The following is a 20,599-nucleotide window of genomic DNA, read 5'->3' as shown; positions in this document are numbered from 1 at the left end:
CTTTTTTATTATCGGGTTTGAGCAGCTATCGAGAATTTACAAATCCCGATGAGTAAACCCCTTCGCATCCTTCCCTACATAACTCGCGGCAACATGGCCATCTCCAACAACTCGATACTTATAAGTAATCAACCCCTCTAAACCAACAGGCCCGCGAGGTGGCATTTGCTGCGTGCTAATCCCCACTTCTGCACCGAAACCGTAGCGGAAACCGTCGGCAAATCGAGTCGAACAATTGTGATAAACTCCGGCCGCATCGACTCCATTTAAAAATGTTTCGGCGGCTTCGCTGTCTTCGGTAACAATGACATCTGTATGTCTGGAACCGTATGTATTGATATGGTTAATTGCCTCTTCCACAGAATCTACTATTTTGATTGACAAAATCAAATCGCTGTATTCTGTAGACCAATCGGTTTCTGTCGCTTCGGCAATAGTTTCGAGGATGGCGCGAGTTTTTTCGTCTCCCCGCAGTTCGACTTTTTTCTGCTGCAAAGCTGCGGCGACAGCGGGCAAGAAAACGGGGGCGATCGCACTGTGAACTAACAAAGTTTCAATGGCATTGCAGGCGGCTGGATACTGAGTTTTTGCATCTACCGAAATCTCTACGGCTTTCTGAATATCCGCCGCTTTGTCGGCGTACAAATGACAAATTCCGTCGGCGTGTCCCAACACGGGAATTCGGGTATTTTCCTGCACGAAACGCACGAAGGAATTAGAACCTCTGGGAATAATCAAATCTACATATTCATCCATTTTGAGCAGTTCGATTGTTTCTTCCCGCGTGGTGAGCAACTGCACGACTTCGGGATTAACCGCAGTTTCTGCTAATGCTTGATGTATCACTTTTGTCAAGATTTCGCAGGAACGGACTGCTTCTTTGCCGCCTTTGAGAATGACGCCGTTTCCTGATTTGATTGCCAAGGATACTATCTGAATTAAAGCTTCTGGACGCGCTTCAAAAATAATGCCTAAAACGCCCAAAGGACAGGTAATGCGCTTCAGAATTAATCCTGCATCCAATTCGCGGTGAATTTGCACGGAACCTACGGGATCTGGGAGTTTCGCAACATCTCGCACGCCCGCGATCGCACTTTTCAACTTGCTCTCATCCAACTTTAGGCGATCGTACAGCGGTTTCGCAATTCCATCCGCCTCAGCCGCCTTGCAGTCAGCCGCATTCGCCGCCAAAATATCCGGCGCGGCAGTTTCTAAAGCTTTAGCCATAGCCTCAATAGCTTGATTTTTGGCATCAGCGGATAAAACTGCCAATTTTCTAGCAGATACGCGCGTTTTTTGGGCAATTTCAATAATAGACATGGCAGTAACTTTTAAATAGTTTTGATTGTTCGGTTTTGAATTTTGAGTTTTGAATTGAATCCGCACAAATAAATTTCGGGGCGGTTTTCAGTCTTAACAATTCTAGAGGAAATTCTATATTTTTGTTGAGACCCCTTACAGCAATCCGCATTAACAGGTTAAAACAGTGAAGTATAGATAAAATCCCACGGTCATTTCCATTTGTCAATAACCTTTGGAGAGTATTATGTCATCTCACGCCCCTTTACGCAAGGCAGGGCGAGCAGCCAAAGCCGGGGTTAAACTGATACAGAAAACTGGCGGAAACCTGGTTTTAGCTTCCGGCGTCACCATCAGCCTGCTGTTTGGTATGGTGTTAGCGCTATCTTTAGCCTCTGTTTTGATTCTCAACAGTCCCGATCCAGTCGCCGGATTGGCGATCGCACTTCCGATTACCCTGATTTTTAACATCGCTGCTTTTTTCCTATCGCCTTACTTGATGGACTTAACCCAAAATTGGCTCTACAATACTCGCTGGGTTTCCCTAGCAGAAATTGAAAGCCTAAGTCCCGAAACAGCCAAAGTTATTCAGAAGGTTTGCAAGCAGAAAAAACTCTCTTCTGTGCGTTTAGGAATTATCGACGACCAAAACCCTACTGCTTTTACTTACGGTTCATTTCCAAACAGCGCTCGCTTAGTCGTCAGTCAAGGTCTTTTTACCTATTTAGACGACGATGAAATTGCCACTGTTTACGCCCACGAACTCGGTCACATCGTCCACTGGGACTTTGCAGTAATGACTTTGGCTTCGACTTTGGTGCAAATTACTTATTTAATTTACACTACAGCTCAAAGGCTGGGTCGAAGTGGTGGCGCCAAAGCTAAAGATGCGGCCGGTACGGTAGCTGCTGTTGCTTATTTGTTTTACATCGCCGGCACTTATTTATTGCTGTATTTGTCGCGGACGCGAGAATATTTTGCAGACCATTTTGCAGCCGAAACAACCGGAAATCCCAACGCTTTGTCTCGCGCTTTGGTAAAAATTGCTTACGGTATTTTGGAAGAAGGACAAAGAGCCACCGAACCCAGCCGCTTATTAGAAGGAACTCGCGCTTTAGGCATTTACGATGCGAAAGCCGCCACATCTACCGGCACTGCTTACAGGATTGCTTCGGAACCAGAAAAGATTGGGCGAGTGTTTTTGTGGGATATGTTTAATCCGTGGGGTTGGTGGATGGAGTTGAACTCGACTCACCCGCTGACTGGTAAACGAGTTCGCGCTTTGAGCACTTATGCCGAACAATTAGGCTTGGATGTTGAGTTTGATATGGGCCGGATTGTTGGCGAAGGCAACGATTTGAGCAAGCGGAGATTGTACGGCAATTTTGTGTTCGATTTACTGCTGTACAGTGCAGAAACTCTGGGCTTAGCGGTGGGTTTTGCGATCGGCATTTCGCTGTCTGCTGCAAATCCGATGATGATGGTTGCTTGTCCTTTAATCGCTTTGGGCGCGGGAATTTTGCTCAAAACTCTGGTGATGTTCCCGAATTACAAACAAGCAGAACATTTGGATGTTTTAACCTTAATGTCTGACCCTTATGCCAGTCCTTTGCGAGGTCAACCTGCGAAACTGCAAGGCGAATTAATTGGTCGCGGCGATGCGGGTTATACCTTCGGTTCTGATTTGAAATTGCAAGATAGAACGGGAATGATTTATCTGCGATATGCTTCTCGTTTTGGGCCAATTGGTAATTTTCTGTTTGGCATGAAACGGGTTGAAAGTTTGATTGGAATGGATGTTAGCGCTTTGGGTTGGTTCCGCCGGGGTGTTGCACCTTGGATGGATTTGATTCAGCTTGAAAGCGATAGCGGTACGACGGTTAAGAGTTATCACCGCTTCTGGTCTGTTGTGATGGGTATCGGTGCGATCGCGATCGGTATTGCATTTCTATTCGTGTCATTTCCAGCTTAACAGTTGACAGCACTTTACTCCTTACTACAAACTGGTTCGTAGTGAGGAATTCAGTCATCCCAAATAAACTTTAAGGACTAAAGTCCTTCCTACAAACCTCAGAATGGTTATATAGCAGTTTTCAGTTGAGTGCAGTACAGATAACGGTTAGGGACACGGCAATGCCGTGTCCCTACTATACTGGAATACGCTGTATAATCGGACATAATATCAGCTCTTGGTTAATGAAGTTACGATGCCAACATGACAGTCAAAATTGCTACAATTAGTTTGTTGTTGATAATATTAACTTTAGCAGTCAGCAACCCCAGCCAAAAACTGAGGGCTAACTTAACAAAATTGACTGCCCAAACGGAAAACAGAGAGAAAAAAAACACTGTGCAAGATATTCTCGATAACAGCGCAAAATTAGAAAAACTAGCTGGCGACTTCCAATTTATAGAAGGCCCGATTTGGCATCCAGACGGCTTTTTGCTGTTCAGCGATATTCCCGCCAATATTATCTATAAATTCGCCTCAAATCAGCAAGTTGAGGTATTTCGCCGCCCTTCGGGAAAAGCCAACGGGAATACTTTAGACAAAGAAAACCGCTTAGTTACTGCCGAACACGAAAATCGCCGCGTATCCCGCACAGAAAAGGACGGCAAAGTTATCACCTTGGCGGATAGATACGAGGGCAAGCGGCTCAACAGTCCGAACGATTTGGTTGTTAAATCCGACGGCAGCATTTATTTTACAGATCCGTCCTACGGTGTTACTAAAGAGCAGGAAGAATTGGGTTTTTACGGTGTTTACAGGCTGGAATCAGACGGGAAATTAACTCTGCTGGTTAAGGATTTGGTGCTGCCGAATGGCATTGCTTTTTCACCAGACGAGCAAAAACTTTATGTCAACAATTCGGAAGCTGGATACATTGCCGTTTTCGATGTAAAACCGGACGGAACTGTTACAAATGAGCGGCTTTTTGCGGATTTAAAAGATGCCAGTCAAGGCGGAGTTCCCGACGGTCTAAAAGTTGATGTAGAGGGGAATGTTTACAGCACAGGGCCGGGGGGAGTGTGGATTTTTTCGCCGGATGGCAAGGTTTTGGGGAAGATTCCCGTGCCTGAGACGGCGACTAATTTGGCTTGGGGAGAAAGCGATCGCAAAACGCTTTACATTACGGCAAATACAAGTCTGTATCGGATTCGCCTTAAAATTGCGGGCGTGCGGCCTGGAAAATGAGCGAAAATCGGGCGAAGTTGAAAGTAAAGTGGCATTTGCAGGCGAATCTCATATAAAGTATTTGTTTGTAGTAGTTCTTAAGCGCTGCTGCAAACTTTTATTTAAGACATTTTTTGACCAAGAATTTTTTGATGGTACCCGCCACGCGATCGATCCGTGGAATCAATCCAAAATCTCAAATCTAAAATCCTCAAGCCCCCGACTCGATCCGTGGGGTCAATCCAAAATCTCAAATCTAAAATCTAAAATCGAATGACTGCGATGTTCATAGCCCGCTTGCATAAATTTCTGACTGCGACTGTGGATGAAAAATCCCGATCGCACACAATATTTTGGTTGACTCTGAGCTTGACATTTGCCGCAGTTTATGCTATTTTAGGACTCAAGCAAGCCTTCAGCGCCGAGTATATGGTGCAAGACGATGCGAGGCAGCACGTTTTCTGGATGATGCGGTTTGTCGATCCTGAATTATTCCCCAACGATTTCATTGCTAATTACTTTCAATCTGTCGCCCCCGCAGGATACAGCACGCTCTACAAATTAGCAGCAACAGTTGGCATTCACCCGCTATTTTTTCACAAAATATTGCCGCTATTTCTCGGCTTAATCTCGACTTATTACTGTTTTGGCCTGTGTCTAGAAATGCTGCCAGTACCGATGACTGGATTTATTGCATCTTTGCTGTTAAATCAGCATATGTGGATGACTGACGATTTGGCTTCCACAACGCCAAGAGCTTTTATCTATCCGATATTTCTGGCTTTTTTATATTATTTGTCGCGCAGTTCGTTGCTGCCTTGTTTAGGGGCGATCGCCCTAATCGGACTATTCTATCCTCCTTACGCCTTGGTTGCTGCCGGAATTTTAGTTTTGCGGTTGCTATGCTGGAAAAACGGCAGTTTGCGCTTGTCGGGCGATCGAACTAATTACCTATTTTGCACTACAGGTTTGGGAGTTATTTTTTTAGTAATGCTGCCCTATGCCTTAGATAAATCTGAATTTGGCCCCACTTATACCGCAGCAGAAGCGAAGCAAATGGCCGAATTTGCTCCCGACGGCAGAAATGCTTTTTTTCGTCCCAATCCGGTAGATTTTTGGCTGACGGCTAGGGGCAGCGGGATGTTTCCCAAGTCGCTGTTTACGCCTGTAACTCACTGTGTCGGGCTGTTATTTCCGCTGCTGCTGTTTTGGCGATCGCACTTTCCTTTAGCCAAACAGATTCAAAGCAAAATTTGGCTGTTGCTTCAGCTATTTTTAGCATCCTCGGCGATGTTTTTTGCCGCTCACGCCACCATTTTTAAACTGTATCAACCAGGCCGCTATACTGCTTACAGCTTGCGATTTATTGTTGTTTTGATAAGTGCGATCGTCCTAACTTTAATTATCGATGGAGTAGGTCATTGGGCATCAAAAACCGCAACTACATTTTATTTAAAAAATCTAGTTGCACTAATTACGACAGCGATTATCGCTGTGGCAGTGGTGCTTTATCCCTGCTTTGTTGAAGACTTTCCCACAGTGGGGTATGTAGAAGGTAAAATGCCGGCTTTGTACAAATTTTTTGAGCAACAACCCAAAGATATCTTGATTGCTTCGATCGCGGCAGATACGGATCATTTGCCAACATTTAGTCAGCGTTCTGTGTTGGTGGCAAAGGAATATGCAGTGCCTTATCAGAAAGGCTACTACAGCAGATATCGGCAGCGAGTTAGCGATTTAATTGGCGCTCAGTACACTCCCGATCGAGCTGTATTGCAAAACTTCATTAATAGCTATGGAGTTGATTTTTGGATGCTCAATCGCAATGCGTTGACTCTTCAGTATTTAGAGGATTACGGCTGGCTCGATCAGTTTGATACTGCACAAGAGGCGATGCTTTCTCTCAAACAAGGAAAAATTCCCGCCTTAGCTTCAGCAATCACAAGTTGTGCTGTTTTTCAGAATGAAGTTGTAGTGGTTTTGGATGCGTCTTGTATTGTGAAATTGACTGGTAGTTAAGGCGAGGCGGAGCCTCGGGATCTGCGTTCCCAGGAAGAGCCTGGGAACTAGAAAGAACTGTTCGGATTCCTCAGCTACATTTGCTGCACGGATCTTCTGTAGGAGCGATCGCACAATGCGTTATAATTCCCATAGGAGATAATGGTGTAGCTCAATGACACAAGTTCTCGATCGCGAAATTCTCGATGGGCGAGTGGTGCTCAACGGCACTTGGGAGCAATTCAAATTAATCCAGAAGGTTTCGGAAGCTTCCCCTGGCATAAAGTTGTCCTTTTTTGCAGGTGCGATCGAGATTCTGATGCCGGGATTCCAACACGAAAATTTTTCTGAAATCATTGGTTACTTGGTGACCACTTTTCTGCTGGTACAAGGTATTAAGTTTTACCCTTCTGGTTCAATGACGCAGGAGAAGGCGGGAGAAGCTTCAACTCAAGCAGACAAATCGTTTTGTTTGGGAGAACCTAAGTTGATTCCCGATTTGTCGATCGAGGTGGTTTATACTAGCGGTGGACTGAGCAAGTTGCCAAAATATCGAGCTTTGGGCGTCCCTGAAATCTGGTTTTGGGAAGATGGCACGCTGCGGCTGTATCATCTCCGCGAAGATGGCTACCAGCAAGTAATTCAGAGTCAACTGTCAGGATTGGAAACGCTGGATATCGATTTACTAAGACGCTGCATTTTAATGGGTGAAACAGATTTGGCAGAAGCGGTTAAGGTTTTTGGGCAGGGAATCTCGACCGATCGTACATGACAGCAAGACGTTCGATTTTCCGGTGGAGGCGATCGAAAATTTAGTGGTTTTGGCAACACCTGGAAAAAATAGAATTTCCAGATCCCGGACTTCTTAAATAAGTCTGGTTCTACTGTTTCTGGGAACGAGAAATACAGTCTTTTGTAGGGATAATCCCCCTGCGATTGCCACTGCTGATGAGTGATGTTGCGGATATGGTGCAATTAAATAATCTCCTAAATCATATCGTTTCCGGTTGCACCGGAATTATATAGAGGACACGGCAGTGCCGTGTCCCTACCGCGATTAATTGTAGGGACACGGCACTGCCGTGTCCTGGCTATGGGTAATATTAATTCCGATGCTACCGGATTTGATATCAAAGGTGAATATAGATCCGGGGTCAGGTTGGTAGAGAATGAAAAGTGCATAAAAGCTCGATCGCAAATTCTATTCTTCCACAAAAACATGGCAACACTTTACGTCAACTCGACAACAGGCAGCGATTCCGCAGCCGGCAGCCAATCGGCTCCATTCAAAACCATCGCCCGCGCGATCGGCAGCGCTGCATCGGGAACTACGATTCAGCTAGCACCGGGAACTTACAGCGCAGCTAGCGGCGAAAAATTTCCCTTGGAAATTCCATCGGGAGTAAAAGTTATTGGCAATGAAGCTAACAAAGGTAGCGGCACTCTAATTCAAGGAAGCGGCAAATTTGTCAGTCCCACCGCTGCCGGTCAAAATATCACCATACTGCTAGCAACTAATTCGGAATTGCGCGGAGTGACTGTCACTAATCTCGATAGTCGCGGCACGGGAGTCTGGATTGAGTCAACTTCTCCGACTGTGGCTAACTGCACTTTCACGCTTTGCAAGCGCGAAGGTGTTTTTGCCACGGGCAACGCTACTCCTGCGATTCTCGACAACATATTTGTGGAAAACTCAGCGGCTGGCGTAATTACGGCGGGAACTGCTAAGGGAGTAATACGGCGCAATGTTTTTCAAAAGACGGGTTTCGGCATTTCTCTGCAAGCTCAGTCGGCTCCTTTTATTGCTGATAACCAAATTTTGGAAAATCGCTCCGGTATAGTTTTAGCGGGGGAATCTAAGCCGGTTTTGCGCAAGAATCGCATTGAAAAAAATACCGAAGACGGTTTGACTGCTGTGGGGAAGTCGCTGCCAGATATTGGTACGGATCAAGATTTGGGCGGCAATATTTTTCGGGATAACGGCGAATTTGATTTGCAAAATGCGACTGGGGTGAAGATTTTTGCGGTGGGAAATCAGCTCAATCCTTCGCGGGTGAAAGGTTTATTTGAGTTGGGGAATGTGACGCCCACTCCGACTCCAGCGCCGACTCCGACTCCTGGGGGGGTAAAGTTCAGCGACATCAGCACGCACTGGGCCAAGGATTTTATCGATCGCTTGGCAAAGATGAATATTATTAGCGGGTTTCCCAACGGTACTTTTAAACCTGATGAGAGTTTAACTAGGGCTCAGTACGCTGCTTTGTTGGCGAAGGCCTTTGAATTGGTGCCGCGCCGCGAGGCGACGGTTTTTAAGGATGTGGCGGCGGATTTTTGGGCGAAGGGAGCGATCGCAATTGCTAATCGAGCTGGGTTTTTGGTTGGATATCCAGACAGCACGTTTCGCCCGGAGCAGAATTTGACTAGAGCTCAGGCGATCGTATCTTTGGTAAACGGCTTGCAGTTTGTCGGCGGCAACCCCAATTCTTTGAGCGTTTATGTCGATCGAGCTCAGATTCCCAGTTTTGCCACCGACTCCATAGCAACCGCCACAGAGCGCAAAATCGTGGTCAACTATCCCGCGCGCGAAAAACTTTCCCCCGCCCGCGACATCACCCGCGGCGAGATATCCGCCCTCATCTACCAAACTCTGGTAGCCACAAAGCGGGCCGAGCCAATTAACTCTCCCTACATCGTCTAAGTCCGCTAGCATCGGAATTAATATTACTCACAGTCAGGACACGGCAGTGCCGTGTCCCTACCCCGATTAATTGTAGGGACACGGCACTGCCGTGTCCTCAGTATCATTCCGATGCAGCCGGAAACGATATCAGGTACAAAGAACCAACCCATCTCCCCTCTCCTTTGTCTCTGATTCCCCCACTCTCCCCCACACCCACTCTCCCCCCCTCCCAAGTCTTGATTTGCCAGTGCCCGAATCGTTTTATGATAAAAGATTAAGAAATTAAGCAATCTTTAAGGTTCGACTGTCAAATTATGGCTAAAATTCAATTCTCTCGGGGTATAGACGAAGATGCTGTGCCCGAAGTGCGCCTAACCCGTTCTAAAAGCGGAGACCAAGGCACTGCGACGTTTCTTTTTGAAAATCCCAAAGCTCTCAGCAGCACCAGTACCCAAGACATTACTGGAATGTACATGATCGACGAAGAAGGCGAACTCCTCACTCGCGAAGTTAAGGCTAAGTTCATCAACGGTCAGCCTGCGGGCTTGGAAGCTCTTTATCTAATGAGAAGTGCCGCAGAATGGGAACGATTTATGCGTTTCATGGAACGCTACTCGCAAGCAAACGGCTTAGGATTTAGCAAGGCATAATGGGTAGTTGGTAATTGGTAATTGGTAATTGGCCGATCGCCGGTTGCCGATTACTTACAACAAGAAAATATGACGCAAATTCCTCACCCCGACTTATCTAAAATAACCGTAAATTGCGCTATCATTACTGTTAGCGACACGCGCTCGGCTGAAACAGACAATAGCGGCTTGTTAACTAAGAGGCTGCTAAAAGATGCCGGTCACTCTGTGGTAGGTTACGCTGTTGTTAAAGATGATGCGGCAAAAATTGTATTGCAAATGCAGGCGTTGTCCCAGCGTGAAGATGTGGATGCAATCATTTTTAACGGCGGCACGGGCATCGCTCCCCGAGATACGACTTACGATGTGATGGAGAGTTTGCTCGACAGGATTTTACCGGGATTTGGGGAGATATTTCGGTTTTTGAGCTATCAAGAAATTGGTTCGAGGGCGATCGCCTCTCGTGCCGTTGCAGGCGTGTATCAAGGTAAGTTGGTCTTTTCTCTTCCGGGCTCTAGCAATGGCGTAAAACTAGCTGTGGAAAAGCTAATTTTACCGGAATTAGTTCATTTGGTGACGCAGTTGCGCGGAGGTTGAGGGCGGGAGGTATATCAATTCCGCTCTTCATCGGAATGATATAAACGGAGGACACGGCAATGCCGTGTCCCTACAATCGATCGCGGTAGGGACACGGCATTGCCGTGTCCGACCTATCATAAGGAGTGCAGCCGGAATTGATTATCAAAGATCGATCGAGCTTTTACTCGATCGACCGCCTTGCACTAAGTTAATTAAAACTGAGATATTGCACGATTCTCAATTAGCTTTTTACGAACAGGCAAGATGCCTGTTCCACAAGAAATCCACTCTTTGTGGAACGGGCATCTTGCCCGTTATTGAGAATGGTGCAAGATGTGAGTTAAAACTTACGCTCAGAAACCCAGTTTCTAGCCTACCGTCGATCGACCGCAGATAAATTTCAGGGTGCCAACGGTCGATCGAGGAATTCGCAATATGTCAAAATACACTAGAAATATTGTGTATCGCCAGTTTTGCAATGACGCTGCCTACCGGATCTCGTTCTCCTGCTTTGTTCCAAACGCTTTCGCTGGTAGCTGACCCGATCGCATTTTTCGATCGCTCCTGGGCCAAATACGGCGATACCTTTACCGCCCGCGTGTTGGGGCCCGCTTCGCCCCCCGTGGTGTTTCTGGGCAGTCCAGAAGCCATTCAGGCGGTGTTTAAGACGTTAGCCGATGCCTTTGAGTTTGGCAAAGTGACCAACGTATTTCGCCCGCTGGTGGGAAATGAATCCCTAATTATGAATGAAGGGCCGCGACATCTGCGACAGCGACAGCTATTAATGCCCGCGCTGCATCGGGAACAGTTGCACAGTCAAGGGCATTTGATTGTTGATTTGACGCAAAAGCGGACGATCGACTGGAAAGCTGGAGATGCGATCGCAGTGCGGCAAGAAATGTCAGAAATTTCGCTGCAAGTAATCTTGCAAGTCGTGTTTGGATTAGTGCCGGGAGAGCGCTACGAACGCCTGAAACAATTGCTCAGCAAGCTTTTAGAGGCGATTACCTCTGAGCTGTACTCGATGCAATTTTTCTTTGAACCGTTGCAGCAAAATTTGGGTTCTTGGAGTCCGTGGGGTCATTTTTTGCAGCAGATGGCGGAGATTGACTCGCTGATTTATGCGGAAATTGCCGAGAGGCGATCGCATTCTCTCGATTCGTCTCGCACGGATATTCTGTCAGTCTTGATGATGGCCCGCGACGACACCGGCGAATCCATCGGCGATCGAGAATTGCGCGATCAGTTGATGACGCTGTTGTTGTTGGGACATGAAACCACTGGATCGGCATTGACTTGGGCGTTTTACTGGCTGCATCAGTTTCCCGAATGTCTCGCTAGATTGCGGAAGGAATTGGATGAATTGGGCGAGAATCCCGATCCGATAGCGCTTTCGCAGTCGCCCTACTTAACAGCAGTCTGCAAGGAAGCGCTGCGGATTTATCCGATCGCGTTAATTTCGCAGCCGCGCAAGGTGAAACGGACGATCGAACTCGAAGGCTATACATATCAACCGGGAACGATTTTAATCCCCTGTGTCTATTTGGCGCACCGTCGCCCTGAAACCTACGAAAATCCCGCTCAATTTCATCCCGATCGCTTTTTAGAGCGCAAGTTTTCCGCCTCTGAATTTTTACCGTTTGGAGGCGGGAGTCGAAGCTGCATCGGGATGGCGTTATCGATGTTTGAAATGAAGCTCGTTTTAGCCACGGTGCTGTCTTCGCGTGAGTTTGTATCGAATATCGATCGGCCAATTCGTCCCGCCCGCCGGGGAATCACCTTTGTGCCGCCGGATAGATTTCGATTAACGGTTGTGGGCGATCGGCGTTAGATTCATTTCAGTAAAACGCCGTGTCAAGCAAGATATATTATTCGATGAAAATCCCCGCAACTTTGTCTCCATTCATCGTCATGTGTACCACAAATTCATCTCCATCATCTTCAAAACTCAGCTTCCACAAATAAACCTGACAATTACCTTGTTTTAGCTCACCAAAATAATTAATTGAATATCCCTTTTGCAGGCGTGAAGCGAGCTGCTCGCTAACATCGTCAAACATTTTTTGTGTAATGCTCGTTTTGTAGCCTGCATCGCCCACTGTGGTAAAAAGCTCGTAGTTTTTCGTTGCAGTGGCATCCAAAATAACCTGCAAACAATCGAGGATGTTTTGAGAGGGGGGCTGTCGGGTTCATGAAGATGTCCTTGTTTTAGGATGCTATCAAAATCTTCTAGCTCAGACTGCTGTCTAACTGTTAATTCTACCGCTAGTGCGATCGAATCCAGTTTTGGAGCGTCATTGACCGCCAACACCATCCGCTTAGCTCAGCCACTACGATCGCTTTTTCCTTCTCCCAGATCCAGCCCTGTTAGTAGATTGGAGCGATTTTTGCTTTTGCAATCATTTTAGGCTTGACATCTGTAACCTCATAGGTTACATTAGTAAAGTAATCTCAAAGGTTACAAAAACTTTTAATTAATATATATAAGTGCTATGAACTGGATATTCAGCCTTGATTGAAGGATTATTTCACATGATACAAACTTTTAAAAATAAAGCATTAGAAAGATTATTGAGGGAAGGTAATGCAAAAGGAATTCCTAAAGAACTTGAAAAAAGGACAAGAGCAAGACTTGAAGTAATAGATACAGCAATAATTATAGATGATATTAGAATACCAGGCTATGATTTACACGAGCTTAAAGGTGATAGACAGGGAACTTGGTCAATAAAGGTATCAGGTAACTGGCGTATAACTTTTACATTTCAGGATAACAACGCATACGATATAGATATCGAAGATTATCACTAGCCCATAAAACAAAATCTAAAAATTTAACTTCAAGCGTAAGGAGAATTACATGAAAGACATACAAAACATTATTCAAGGGAGGAAAGTAAGACCAGTACATCCGGGCGAGGTCATTTCAGATGTACTTGAAGATATTGAAATGACTCAAACCAGGTTTGCTGAGATACTTGGTGTATCCCGCCGTAGTGTCAACGAAATTGTTTTAGGTCAAAGACCAATTACAGTAGATATGGCAATTCGGATTGGGAAAGCGTTGGGGAATGGCCCTCAACTGTGGCTTAATCTTCAGCAAAAAGTTGATATTTGGGATGCAGTGCAAAAACACAGTGAAGAGTACGAAAAAGTATCTACGGTAGCATAGCGCGATATGTTAATCTCAGATTTAAAAAGTCCGGCGGTTGAAACCGCTTTGGGGGTGAAAATCGAATGTGCTGGCGCTCAGCATTCGATTTTCACCCCCAACTATACAAACGAAGTCCGCCTCCGCAGACTAAGAGATAAAATGTGACATTTCTTTGTGCGATTTTACTGAAGTGGAAGAAACACGTCTGTAATCGCCTCATGTTCTGGTACATCAGGGAAAAAGCTGACTCTCTGGAAATACAGTGGAAAGTCTCGCGGTTCTTCTTTGCTTAGCGGGAGCCATTCCGAATACAAATACCTGACGCTCTCACCGATATTGTCGTCGGAGCCTATGTGCCGCAATACAGCGCATCTACCGCCGGGAATTGTTTTTTCTACAACCCCAAATGAGTTTTCAGTCACATCGCGTTGAGTTGACGCGCAGATGTCCAAGCGATAATCATCAGGTGAGGTTTCGGCTGGATTGTCGTAGAGAATATTGAAAGTAGCGCTGACTTTGGGTGATAGATTGTTCTGCTTTCGCCATTCGATAAACTTGCGTATTGAGTGCTCTATGAGATTTGGGTCGCCACGGTGTTCAAGCACGGCAACTTTGGTGTCTTTAAAGGTGCTTAACTTGACTTGTGCGGGGTAATTTTCTGGTTTCATGTGGTTGATTCTTAAGTCACTTAATGGTTGGTAAATCGAGTGCCAAGTATCCCACTGCGGTTGCTTTCTGAACTCGGAAGGGGTCTGCCCTATGCTCTTCTTGAATGCGCGCGCGAAAGATTCAGGGCTTTCATAACCATTTGCCAGCGCGATATCAACGATCTGATTGCGATCGCGAAATGCGAGTTGATAAGAAGCGCGCTTCAAGCGATTGAGCTGGACGTATTTGTATACGCTAACCCCGAAAAGCTCAGAGAACTGCCTGTGAAAATGATACTTCGAGAATGCAGCAACGTTGCTGAGCCGATCGACAGTAAGGTCATCGTCCAGATGAGCATCAATGTACTCAAGCACCTTGCGGAATCTAGCGTGATAGGTAGCAACAGTTGCTGTAGTCAATGAAGTTTCCTCCTCGGCCTATATATAAGCTATCGCCTTAACATCAAAGAAGCCTGACAGAAGTTGCTCAATTCTTCATAACCAATTTATTTATAATTTTGTATTTCCGGGCGACTGGAATAATTTAACTGTTTTTCATTGCACCGCAGTTGCGGTCTAATACACTTGTTAAGCATCATCGACCGCAAACATTTTTCAAACATCAAACCTGACTGTTTATTGCCTCAGCAACAATAGTGCGGTGTCGGACTGTATTGCAAGTAATTGTCGGCTGGGCAAAACCAGAATCAACTAAAGCTTGCTCAATATCCAACCCAAAATACTGATCCAAATAAGGCTCCGTACTCTTGAGCAAAGTCAAAATATAAGGAGGCATTTTGGCATAAACTTCCGACTGAGGATTCATATCCATAATTGTCAAATGTCCGCCAACACGCAGCAAACGCCTCGCTTCCCGGAATATTTCTCTAGTAGCTTTCTGTGGCAATTCGTGACAAACTAAACAAATAGAAACTAAATCAAAAGCAGCCGCCGGTAAACCAGTAGATTCAGCAGCAGCGTGAACCCAAGTCGGAGATTTTTGATGTAAAGATTCAGATTCTCGCTGTTGGGAACGGTATTTAGCAACTGCTAAAAAATAAGGCGACAACTCTACCCCAGTCATCTTCGCTTCCGGGTAAACCTCCCCAAGGGCAAAGGTACTCATTCCCACACTGCATCCCAAATCTACAATATCCTGCGGTGAAGAAGCAATTTGAGATTTGATGACTTCGTGATAGCTGGCGCGGAGTTTAGCATCGCCTTCTGCACCCGCTTCCGGCCAAATTCCCGCGTGAACTGTACGGGCGGCAACTTCTACTTCTGTAGCAGCTTCCCAACTCATATTACCTTTTTCGTAAGCGTGGAATGAAGTTAGATAATATTTCGGGTAAACAAGATCGGGATTTTGGACGCTGAGCAATTCTGCATCCCAATTTCGAGCTAAAAGTGCTTGGGATTCTTGTCGCCAATGCACTCCAATTTTTTCGGCTCTTGTTATCATCATTTCCCGCGCTTGGTGCTTGGCTATATTAGCCAAAGGCTTGATGGAAAGTACGCCGTTTACTAAGCGCGAGGCTAATCCGGGAGTTTTGTTAACTGCAACAGTCATATTTTATGTTTTTTTATTTTGCGCCATTTATTTTAACACCTTTGGGCGCTTTTGAGTTGGTCAATATAATCAAACTTAACTTGGCGATCGCGAGTGAAATGCAAATGTTTTGGGAAAAAGACTTTTTTTTATGAACCACAGAGGGCGCCAGAGAACGCAGAGGAGCGAGAAGAGAGCAAAGACAAGAGTAGGGTAAAACTGGCTCTGATACTGTAATATTTATTTGTACCTACCTACTTCGTTCGGGGGAATTCACCCGGAATCGGGAATCGGATTTGCCGAAGATGGAGTATTTGATAGAACACTTTAAATCGGGCTATTTAGGAGTTTGTGGTGAGCAAATCTATTGTTGAATTGGTTGACAATTTGCCCTCTTCTGGGATTACTGTGATGATGCTAAAATCCCTGGATTTTGTGGTTCCGGGCGAGTGGAATAATCTCACGGGTTTTGATAATACTATTCAAGCGGTGACAGGGGAAACAAAGCGCACATTTGTTCGGAAAATTCGCGATCGCGCGATCGAGCTTTACGCTAACCCCAACGAGCCATATCAAGGCGCAGTCAGGCTTTACCAGTTAGCAGACAGCGCCGACAGTGCGTTAGGTGCAACGGCTATGGCGAATAAAATCGGCGAAAAAATCGGCTTTCTCTCCTTCATAAGCCGCCTCACTCCCAAAGCTGACACAACTCAAACGATCGACTTGTGCGTCAAAGTGGCGATCGAGCTAATTGCCTTCTGCAAACTTAACAATATTTCCCTTGACAATGTGGGAAGCTTTGGTAATTATTTATCTCATTACAAAGGCGAATCTCTGATGCGGATGGCTGCTTTAGTTTGTGCTGACGGTTTAATTCCCCTTGGCCCGGACTTCATTCGAGTAGCGCAAAATACCCTAGGTGGCTTGAATCCTTCAGCCTTGCAGCAAAACTCAACATTCCAAAATATCAGCAACCTAATTCCCGGCACAAATAATGCAGCAAAATTTGGATTTGTGACAGCAACTTTCGCCTCAGCCCAAGGTTGGATGAACAATTTAGTACAGTCTCGCGGCTTAACTCCCGCCACAGTTTTAGGCAATCTCAAGCAATACGTTGATGTTACTGATGACAAATTGGATTATGTCGCCGCGTTTTTAGACATGACTACCAATTATTACGAACATACGGGAATTCAGACGGTTGCTCGCCAATTGATCGATCGAGCTTATGCTGAAATAGCCTCTGGCAGATACTAGAAAAGTCGTTCTCAGGTGAGGGAACAGATCGAGGCAGAGCATGGTAACGAGGGAACTTGTTAGGTTCGCGTTTGCCATGCTGTTGAGTCTCTGCGACCGTGAAAAATGGCGGTCACTATCACTCGGCTTGATACAATGCGATAATACACAGCATAGGGAAAGCGACGCACCACCGATCGCCGAACATCGCGATAGACAACTGGATAGGACTCCGGCATCTGGCAAATTCGATCGAGCATTTCGTCAATACAGTCTAAAAACTCGTCACCAAGTCCTAGTTCCTGACTTTCATACCATGTGTATGCTTCATCAACTTCTTCACGAACTTCTGGACGGAAAACTAACGCATAATTCATAGTTTATTTTCGTGCTTTGACTGAAGCTTTAACTTCTTCCCAAGTCAGCACATTATCAGGATTTGCTTCAGAATCATCAATTCGGCGATCGAGTTCCTGCTTTTGAAAGTCTGTCAGGTCTGGGTGAACTTGTTCTGCCGCTATACTGTCTAAGATTGCTTGTACAAGACGAATCCGATCTTGAACGCTGAGGGCGACGATCTGATTTAAAGTGTCTGTGAAATCCATAAATTTGAGTTAAGCGCCAAGGACTTAGTAGATTATTATAACTCAAAACCAAGATCGAGGCAGAGCCTCTGGATCTGCGTTCCCAGGCAGAGCCTGGAAGGGAACAAACTTCGCAATGTGAGTTAAAATAAGCAGATTATGTTTAGCAAACCTCTTTTAATCGCATTGTGAAAAACAAATCGCTTCCTTCATCCGTAACAGTCAAGCTCGGCAAATTTGTCTGGACATCAATGTGGCAATTAATGATGTCAAAACTAGCGCCGCCCGATCGCACGGGAGCATACATTCGCCCCAGCAGCACTTTCCGCAACTTTGTCAGCACAGAAGCAGACAACCCTCACGGGCCCGCCACAGCACGATATCGCCTCTTCGTGGGTAAAGGGTGCCCTTGGGCGCACCGCACTCTGGTGACGAGGGCGCTCAAAGGGCTTGAAGATGCGATATCCGTGTCTGTTGTCTATCCCTCTGAAGGGGGAATGTGGGTGCTGGAGTCGGAGACTTTTGGCTGCAACACGATGCCGGAAATTTACCAGTTGGCTTTACCGGGCTATCAGGGGCGGTGTACGGTGCCGGTGCTTTGGGATGACTCGAAAAAGGCGATCGTCAATAACGAAAGTTCGGAAATTATTGTGATGCTAAACTCGGAGTTTAACGAGTTTGCTAGCAATCCTGAAATCGATCTTTATCCTCTGGATTTGCGAGAACAAATTGACGAGTGGAATCAGAAGATTTACCAATCGGTGAATAACGGCGTTTATCGCTGCGGTTTCGCGCAATCTCAAGCTGCTTATGACTCGGCTTGCAGTGAATTGTTTGCTGTTTTAGACGAGATCGATCACTCGCTGTTGAGGAGTCGTTACCTGTGTGGCGATCGGGTGACTTTAGCAGACGTGCGGCTGTTTACTACTCTATTCCGTTTTGATGCTGTTTACTACAGCTTGTTCAAATGCAATGTGCGCCGCATTCAGGATTACGAGCATTTGGGAGCCTACCTGCGCGATTTGTACCAGTTACCGGGAGTTGCTGGCACTTGCGATTTGGAGGCTGTGAAGCGCGATTATTACGGCAATTTGTTCCCGCTGAATCCCGGCTGTATCATTCCGGCTGGGCCCGATGTGGGGAATTTGCTCAAATCTCACGATCGCGCAGGAGTCAGAAACCGGGTTTCTTAACAAAATCGGGCGTGAAGATGCCAGAATAATCGCACAAACCCGGTTTCTTGGATGCTTGGGCGGACTCGATCTTATTCGGGAATGTCACTTGTTGGCTGGCTTACTTCTTCGTGTTCAACTTCAAAATTAATTCGTTCGTAAATCTCTCTCAGCGGCATTTGAAATTCTACGGATTCTAGGGTTAATACAGATTCGTCTGAATCATATTCTGTTAATACCCATTTACTATTAGAATTTTTAGCAAATTGTTCGATGTGATAGCTATATTGGTCAATTAAAATGTATTCTCGAAATTCCGGGATTGAGCGATAAGCGAGAAATTTGCCACCTCGATCGTAGTCTTTGGTTGAATTGGACAAAACCTCAATAATTACCAGAGGATTTGTTACAATTGTTTTGTTCTTTTCTTGATAGAGTGGTTCTCCTTGAATCACCATGATATCGGGATAGACGTAGCGGCGAGTTAGGGGTATCCACAGGCGCACGTCGCTAGTAAATAATCTGTAATCTTTGCCGCGTAAGCCAAATTTTAAGTTCGCAATCAAGTTAATGATTATGCTGTTGTGGTTGGTTGTTCCGCCTGTCATTGGTACGATCTCCCCATCATGGTATTCACTTTTGTCGATCGCAGCTTCTTCTAAGGCCAGATATTCCTCTGGCGTGTAGTAGCGTTTCTCAGTCTGCTGCTTCTTTTCGATGGCTGGTTTTTCTTGGGTTTGCATTGTCATTCCCTTCTGCTCTCAAGTGATTTTATGATAACATGAAATAAATTATGTAGATGGCGCGATCGCGCCAGGATTCAGAAACCGGGTTTCTTAACTAAATCTCGGTTACGATGCAAAAATTATCGCAGAAACCCGGTTTCTTGGATTAGAGTCGATATTATTAATGCCAACTATAAAACTGCCGTATTCTTGATAATTAACTACTCCTAAACAGTCATATCTTCAAATAAGATAGGTTCAATTCGCTTCAATACTTCCTTAACTAAATCTTCTGGACATTCACCAATCAAACTTGCTTGCCTTGAGCGATAATCTTGCATAACGCAGTTGATCTGTCATAATTACACCTGTAACCACTTCACCTTCGGGAATGGGAACATAAAACGGATTTTTGCGTTGTGTGGTGCTAATTGGACACACAAACACAAACCCCATTTTTCGGTTAAATTTAGTTTGACTTACAACCAGTGCAGGTCGAATACCCATTTGTTCGTGTCCTGCTTGAGGATCGAAATTGAGGCGAATAAAATGACCTCGTTCGGGGATATAGTTTACCAAACTTCTTCTCCTTCTGGTTTTCCCCAAAAGATTTCTTCGCTGGGTTCTATTTCGCCTGCCAATAATTCATCTAGGGTATATTTTGAAATTTTATTATTTACAGGATCAATGACCATTTTTCCATTTTCTATATATACTGCAAATTACTGAATCATCTGCTTTCAGGTTGAAAAATTTTACAATGTAGTCCGGTATTGGCAAAGCCAAGGAATTACCCAAGTTGCTGATGTGTATTTTTGCTGTCATACATTGGCGATTTTAACGCTCAGGTTTATCTATTCTAACAGCTAGATATAGAGCGCATACCAGATTTAGTTTTGTAAATATTTTCGTTTTGGGGCGGGTCTGTGAAACCGGGTTTCTTACCCAAATCTCGGTAGGATGCCAAAATTATCGCAGAAACCGGTTTCTTGGATTAGGCGCGCTCGCGCAGGGTTCAGAAACCGGGTTTCGTAACAAAATCTCGGTAAGTAGTTAAGCAAAATTAATTACATAATTATCTCCAAATTCTTTAATAATTCTTTCTACAGATGAAACAAGAGATTGCCAGCTAGAGTAGGCATCTATTTCGAGCCATTGATATTTTATAAACC

At 45.3% G+C, this 20,599-nt stretch carries 21 protein-coding genes and 1 pseudogene; 12 read left to right on the top strand and 10 right to left on the bottom strand.

Features of this window, described 5'->3' with window-relative positions; translation table 11 throughout:
* Window positions 1-36: 36 nt before the first annotated feature.
* Window positions 37-1,320 (bottom strand): glutamate-5-semialdehyde dehydrogenase, encoded by a 1,284-nt coding sequence (locus tag QUA02_RS08025; protein ID WP_333026553.1) that lies wholly within the window; start codon window positions 1,318-1,320, stop codon window positions 37-39.
* 226 nt (window positions 1,321-1,546) lie between these two features.
* On the opposite strand from QUA02_RS08025, the gene QUA02_RS08020 reads away from it, so the two are divergent.
* The 8 genes from QUA02_RS08020 (at window position 1,547) to QUA02_RS07985 (ending at window position 12,191) form a co-directional block, all read left to right on the top strand.
* A complete protein-coding gene (locus QUA02_RS08020; protein ID WP_333026551.1) occupies window positions 1,547-3,271 on the top strand; it encodes a zinc metalloprotease HtpX in 1,725 nt (574 codons plus the stop codon).
* Between the two features lie 243 nt (window positions 3,272-3,514).
* Entirely contained in the window at window positions 3,515-4,495 is a 981-nt protein-coding gene (locus tag QUA02_RS08015) for an SMP-30/gluconolactonase/LRE family protein (RefSeq protein WP_333026549.1), read from the top strand.
* A gap of 252 nt (window positions 4,496-4,747) precedes the next feature.
* On the top strand, window positions 4,748-6,493 hold the full coding sequence (locus tag QUA02_RS08010; protein WP_333026547.1) for a hypothetical protein: 1,746 nt from the start codon (window positions 4,748-4,750) through the stop codon (window positions 6,491-6,493).
* Between the two features lie 154 nt (window positions 6,494-6,647).
* The gene (locus tag QUA02_RS08005) at window positions 6,648-7,244 is read left to right on the top strand and encodes a Uma2 family endonuclease (protein WP_333026546.1); all 597 of its coding nucleotides are present in this window, start codon (window positions 6,648-6,650) and stop codon (window positions 7,242-7,244) included.
* A gap of 447 nt (window positions 7,245-7,691) precedes the next feature.
* Complete coding sequence (locus QUA02_RS08000) at window positions 7,692-9,170, top strand: DUF1565 domain-containing protein (RefSeq protein ID WP_445305153.1); 1,479 nt, start codon at window positions 7,692-7,694, stop codon at window positions 9,168-9,170.
* 296 nt (window positions 9,171-9,466) lie between these two features.
* A complete protein-coding gene (gene psb28 / locus QUA02_RS07995; RefSeq protein ID WP_333026542.1) occupies window positions 9,467-9,802 on the top strand; it encodes a photosystem II reaction center protein Psb28 in 336 nt (111 codons plus the stop codon).
* 69 nt (window positions 9,803-9,871) lie between these two features.
* Window positions 9,872-10,378 carry a MogA/MoaB family molybdenum cofactor biosynthesis protein gene (locus QUA02_RS07990; RefSeq protein ID WP_333026541.1) on the top strand — a complete coding sequence of 169 codons (507 nt, stop codon included), beginning with the start codon at window positions 9,872-9,874 and terminating at the stop codon, window positions 10,376-10,378.
* A 460-nt stretch (window positions 10,379-10,838) separates the two neighbouring features.
* Window positions 10,839-12,191 (top strand): cytochrome P450, encoded by a 1,353-nt coding sequence (locus QUA02_RS07985; RefSeq protein WP_333026540.1) that lies wholly within the window; start codon window positions 10,839-10,841, stop codon window positions 12,189-12,191.
* 37 nt (window positions 12,192-12,228) lie between these two features.
* Here the strand turns inward: QUA02_RS07985 and QUA02_RS07980 are convergent, their stop codons facing one another.
* On the bottom strand, window positions 12,229-12,501 hold the full coding sequence (locus tag QUA02_RS07980) for a hypothetical protein (protein ID WP_333026539.1): 273 nt from the start codon (window positions 12,499-12,501) through the stop codon (window positions 12,229-12,231).
* A gap of 391 nt (window positions 12,502-12,892) precedes the next feature.
* On the opposite strand from QUA02_RS07980, the gene QUA02_RS07975 reads away from it, so the two are divergent.
* Entirely contained in the window at window positions 12,893-13,171 is a 279-nt protein-coding gene (locus QUA02_RS07975; protein ID WP_333026537.1) for a type II toxin-antitoxin system RelE/ParE family toxin, read from the top strand.
* Window positions 13,172-13,220: 49 nt separating this feature from the next.
* Window positions 13,221-13,532: a HigA family addiction module antitoxin gene (locus tag QUA02_RS07970; protein WP_333026536.1), complete on the top strand. Its 312-nt coding sequence runs from the start codon at window positions 13,221-13,223 to the stop codon at window positions 13,530-13,532.
* A 164-nt stretch (window positions 13,533-13,696) separates the two neighbouring features.
* Here the strand turns inward: QUA02_RS07970 and QUA02_RS07965 are convergent, their stop codons facing one another.
* Complete coding sequence (locus QUA02_RS07965; protein ID WP_333026535.1) at window positions 13,697-14,581, bottom strand: AraC family transcriptional regulator; 885 nt, start codon at window positions 14,579-14,581, stop codon at window positions 13,697-13,699.
* Window positions 14,582-14,783: 202 nt separating this feature from the next.
* A complete protein-coding gene (locus tag QUA02_RS07960; RefSeq protein ID WP_333026534.1) occupies window positions 14,784-15,731 on the bottom strand; it encodes a class I SAM-dependent methyltransferase in 948 nt (315 codons plus the stop codon).
* 333 nt (window positions 15,732-16,064) lie between these two features.
* Between QUA02_RS07960 and QUA02_RS07955 the strand changes: the two genes are divergently transcribed.
* Entirely contained in the window at window positions 16,065-16,967 is a 903-nt protein-coding gene (locus QUA02_RS07955; protein ID WP_333026533.1) for a hypothetical protein, read from the top strand.
* Between the two features lie 59 nt (window positions 16,968-17,026).
* Here the strand turns inward: QUA02_RS07955 and QUA02_RS07950 are convergent, their stop codons facing one another.
* Window positions 17,027-17,323: a type II toxin-antitoxin system RelE/ParE family toxin gene (locus QUA02_RS07950; RefSeq protein WP_333026531.1), complete on the bottom strand. Its 297-nt coding sequence runs from the start codon at window positions 17,321-17,323 to the stop codon at window positions 17,027-17,029.
* A 3-nt stretch (window positions 17,324-17,326) separates the two neighbouring features.
* Window positions 17,327-17,551 carry an addiction module protein gene (locus QUA02_RS07945; RefSeq protein WP_333026530.1) on the bottom strand — a complete coding sequence of 75 codons (225 nt, stop codon included), beginning with the start codon at window positions 17,549-17,551 and terminating at the stop codon, window positions 17,327-17,329.
* A 230-nt stretch (window positions 17,552-17,781) separates the two neighbouring features.
* On the opposite strand from QUA02_RS07945, the gene QUA02_RS07940 reads away from it, so the two are divergent.
* Window positions 17,782-18,723 carry a glutathione S-transferase family protein gene (locus tag QUA02_RS07940; protein ID WP_333026664.1) on the top strand — a complete coding sequence of 314 codons (942 nt, stop codon included), beginning with the start codon at window positions 17,782-17,784 and terminating at the stop codon, window positions 18,721-18,723.
* Window positions 18,724-18,794: 71 nt separating this feature from the next.
* Here the strand turns inward: QUA02_RS07940 and QUA02_RS07935 are convergent, their stop codons facing one another.
* The 4 genes and pseudogenes from QUA02_RS07935 to QUA02_RS07920 all read right to left on the bottom strand — a co-directional run.
* On the bottom strand, window positions 18,795-19,445 hold the full coding sequence (locus QUA02_RS07935; RefSeq protein ID WP_333026662.1) for a Uma2 family endonuclease: 651 nt from the start codon (window positions 19,443-19,445) through the stop codon (window positions 18,795-18,797).
* Window positions 19,446-19,727: 282 nt separating this feature from the next.
* The gene (locus tag QUA02_RS07930; protein ID WP_333026529.1) at window positions 19,728-20,006 is read right to left on the bottom strand and encodes a type II toxin-antitoxin system PemK/MazF family toxin; all 279 of its coding nucleotides are present in this window, start codon (window positions 20,004-20,006) and stop codon (window positions 19,728-19,730) included.
* Window positions 20,000-20,122 carry an AbrB/MazE/SpoVT family DNA-binding domain-containing protein gene (locus QUA02_RS07925; protein ID WP_333026528.1) on the bottom strand — a complete coding sequence of 41 codons (123 nt, stop codon included), beginning with the start codon at window positions 20,120-20,122 and terminating at the stop codon, window positions 20,000-20,002. The genes QUA02_RS07930 and QUA02_RS07925 overlap by 7 nt, the downstream gene beginning before the upstream one ends.
* Before the next feature lie 358 nt (window positions 20,123-20,480).
* Window positions 20,481-20,599: pseudogene (locus tag QUA02_RS07920) on the bottom strand (IS630-like element ISAcma34 family transposase); the annotation flags it as partial.

Origin of the sequence: Microcoleus pseudofavosus SVA1_A4 (assembly GCF_036700565.1) — a bacterium.
In the GTDB taxonomy this organism is placed as follows: Bacteria; Cyanobacteriota; Cyanobacteriia; order Cyanobacteriales; family Microcoleaceae; genus Microcoleus.
Note: the sequence above shows the minus strand (reverse complement) of the source record. Positions and strands in the feature narration are given on the sequence as shown.

Bases quoted from the DNA above. Each gene is read 5' to 3' on its own strand.
- QUA02_RS08025 (WP_333026553.1), bottom strand. From the start codon at position 1,320: ATGTCTATTATTGAAATTGCCCAAAAAACGCGCGTATCTGCTAGAAAA.
- QUA02_RS08020 (WP_333026551.1), top strand. From the start codon at position 1,547: ATGTCATCTCACGCCCCTTTACGCAAGGCAGGGCGAGCAGCCAAAGCC.
- QUA02_RS08015 (WP_333026549.1), top strand. From the start codon at position 3,515: ATGACAGTCAAAATTGCTACAATTAGTTTGTTGTTGATAATATTAACT.
- QUA02_RS08010 (WP_333026547.1), top strand. From the start codon at position 4,748: ATGACTGCGATGTTCATAGCCCGCTTGCATAAATTTCTGACTGCGACT.
- QUA02_RS08005 (WP_333026546.1), top strand. From the start codon at position 6,648: ATGACACAAGTTCTCGATCGCGAAATTCTCGATGGGCGAGTGGTGCTC.
- QUA02_RS08000 (WP_445305153.1), top strand. From the start codon at position 7,692: ATGGCAACACTTTACGTCAACTCGACAACAGGCAGCGATTCCGCAGCC.
- psb28 (WP_333026542.1), top strand. From the start codon at position 9,467: ATGGCTAAAATTCAATTCTCTCGGGGTATAGACGAAGATGCTGTGCCC.
- QUA02_RS07990 (WP_333026541.1), top strand. From the start codon at position 9,872: ATGACGCAAATTCCTCACCCCGACTTATCTAAAATAACCGTAAATTGC.
- QUA02_RS07985 (WP_333026540.1), top strand. From the start codon at position 10,839: ATGACGCTGCCTACCGGATCTCGTTCTCCTGCTTTGTTCCAAACGCTT.
- QUA02_RS07975 (WP_333026537.1), top strand. From the start codon at position 12,893: ATGATACAAACTTTTAAAAATAAAGCATTAGAAAGATTATTGAGGGAA.
- QUA02_RS07970 (WP_333026536.1), top strand. From the start codon at position 13,221: ATGAAAGACATACAAAACATTATTCAAGGGAGGAAAGTAAGACCAGTA.
- QUA02_RS07960 (WP_333026534.1), bottom strand. From the start codon at position 15,731: ATGACTGTTGCAGTTAACAAAACTCCCGGATTAGCCTCGCGCTTAGTA.
- QUA02_RS07950 (WP_333026531.1), bottom strand. From the start codon at position 17,323: ATGAATTATGCGTTAGTTTTCCGTCCAGAAGTTCGTGAAGAAGTTGAT.
- QUA02_RS07945 (WP_333026530.1), bottom strand. From the start codon at position 17,551: ATGGATTTCACAGACACTTTAAATCAGATCGTCGCCCTCAGCGTTCAA.
- QUA02_RS07940 (WP_333026664.1), top strand. From the start codon at position 17,782: ATGTGGCAATTAATGATGTCAAAACTAGCGCCGCCCGATCGCACGGGA.
- QUA02_RS07935 (WP_333026662.1), bottom strand. From the start codon at position 19,445: ATGCAAACCCAAGAAAAACCAGCCATCGAAAAGAAGCAGCAGACTGAG.
- QUA02_RS07925 (WP_333026528.1), bottom strand. From the start codon at position 20,122: ATGGTCATTGATCCTGTAAATAATAAAATTTCAAAATATACCCTAGAT.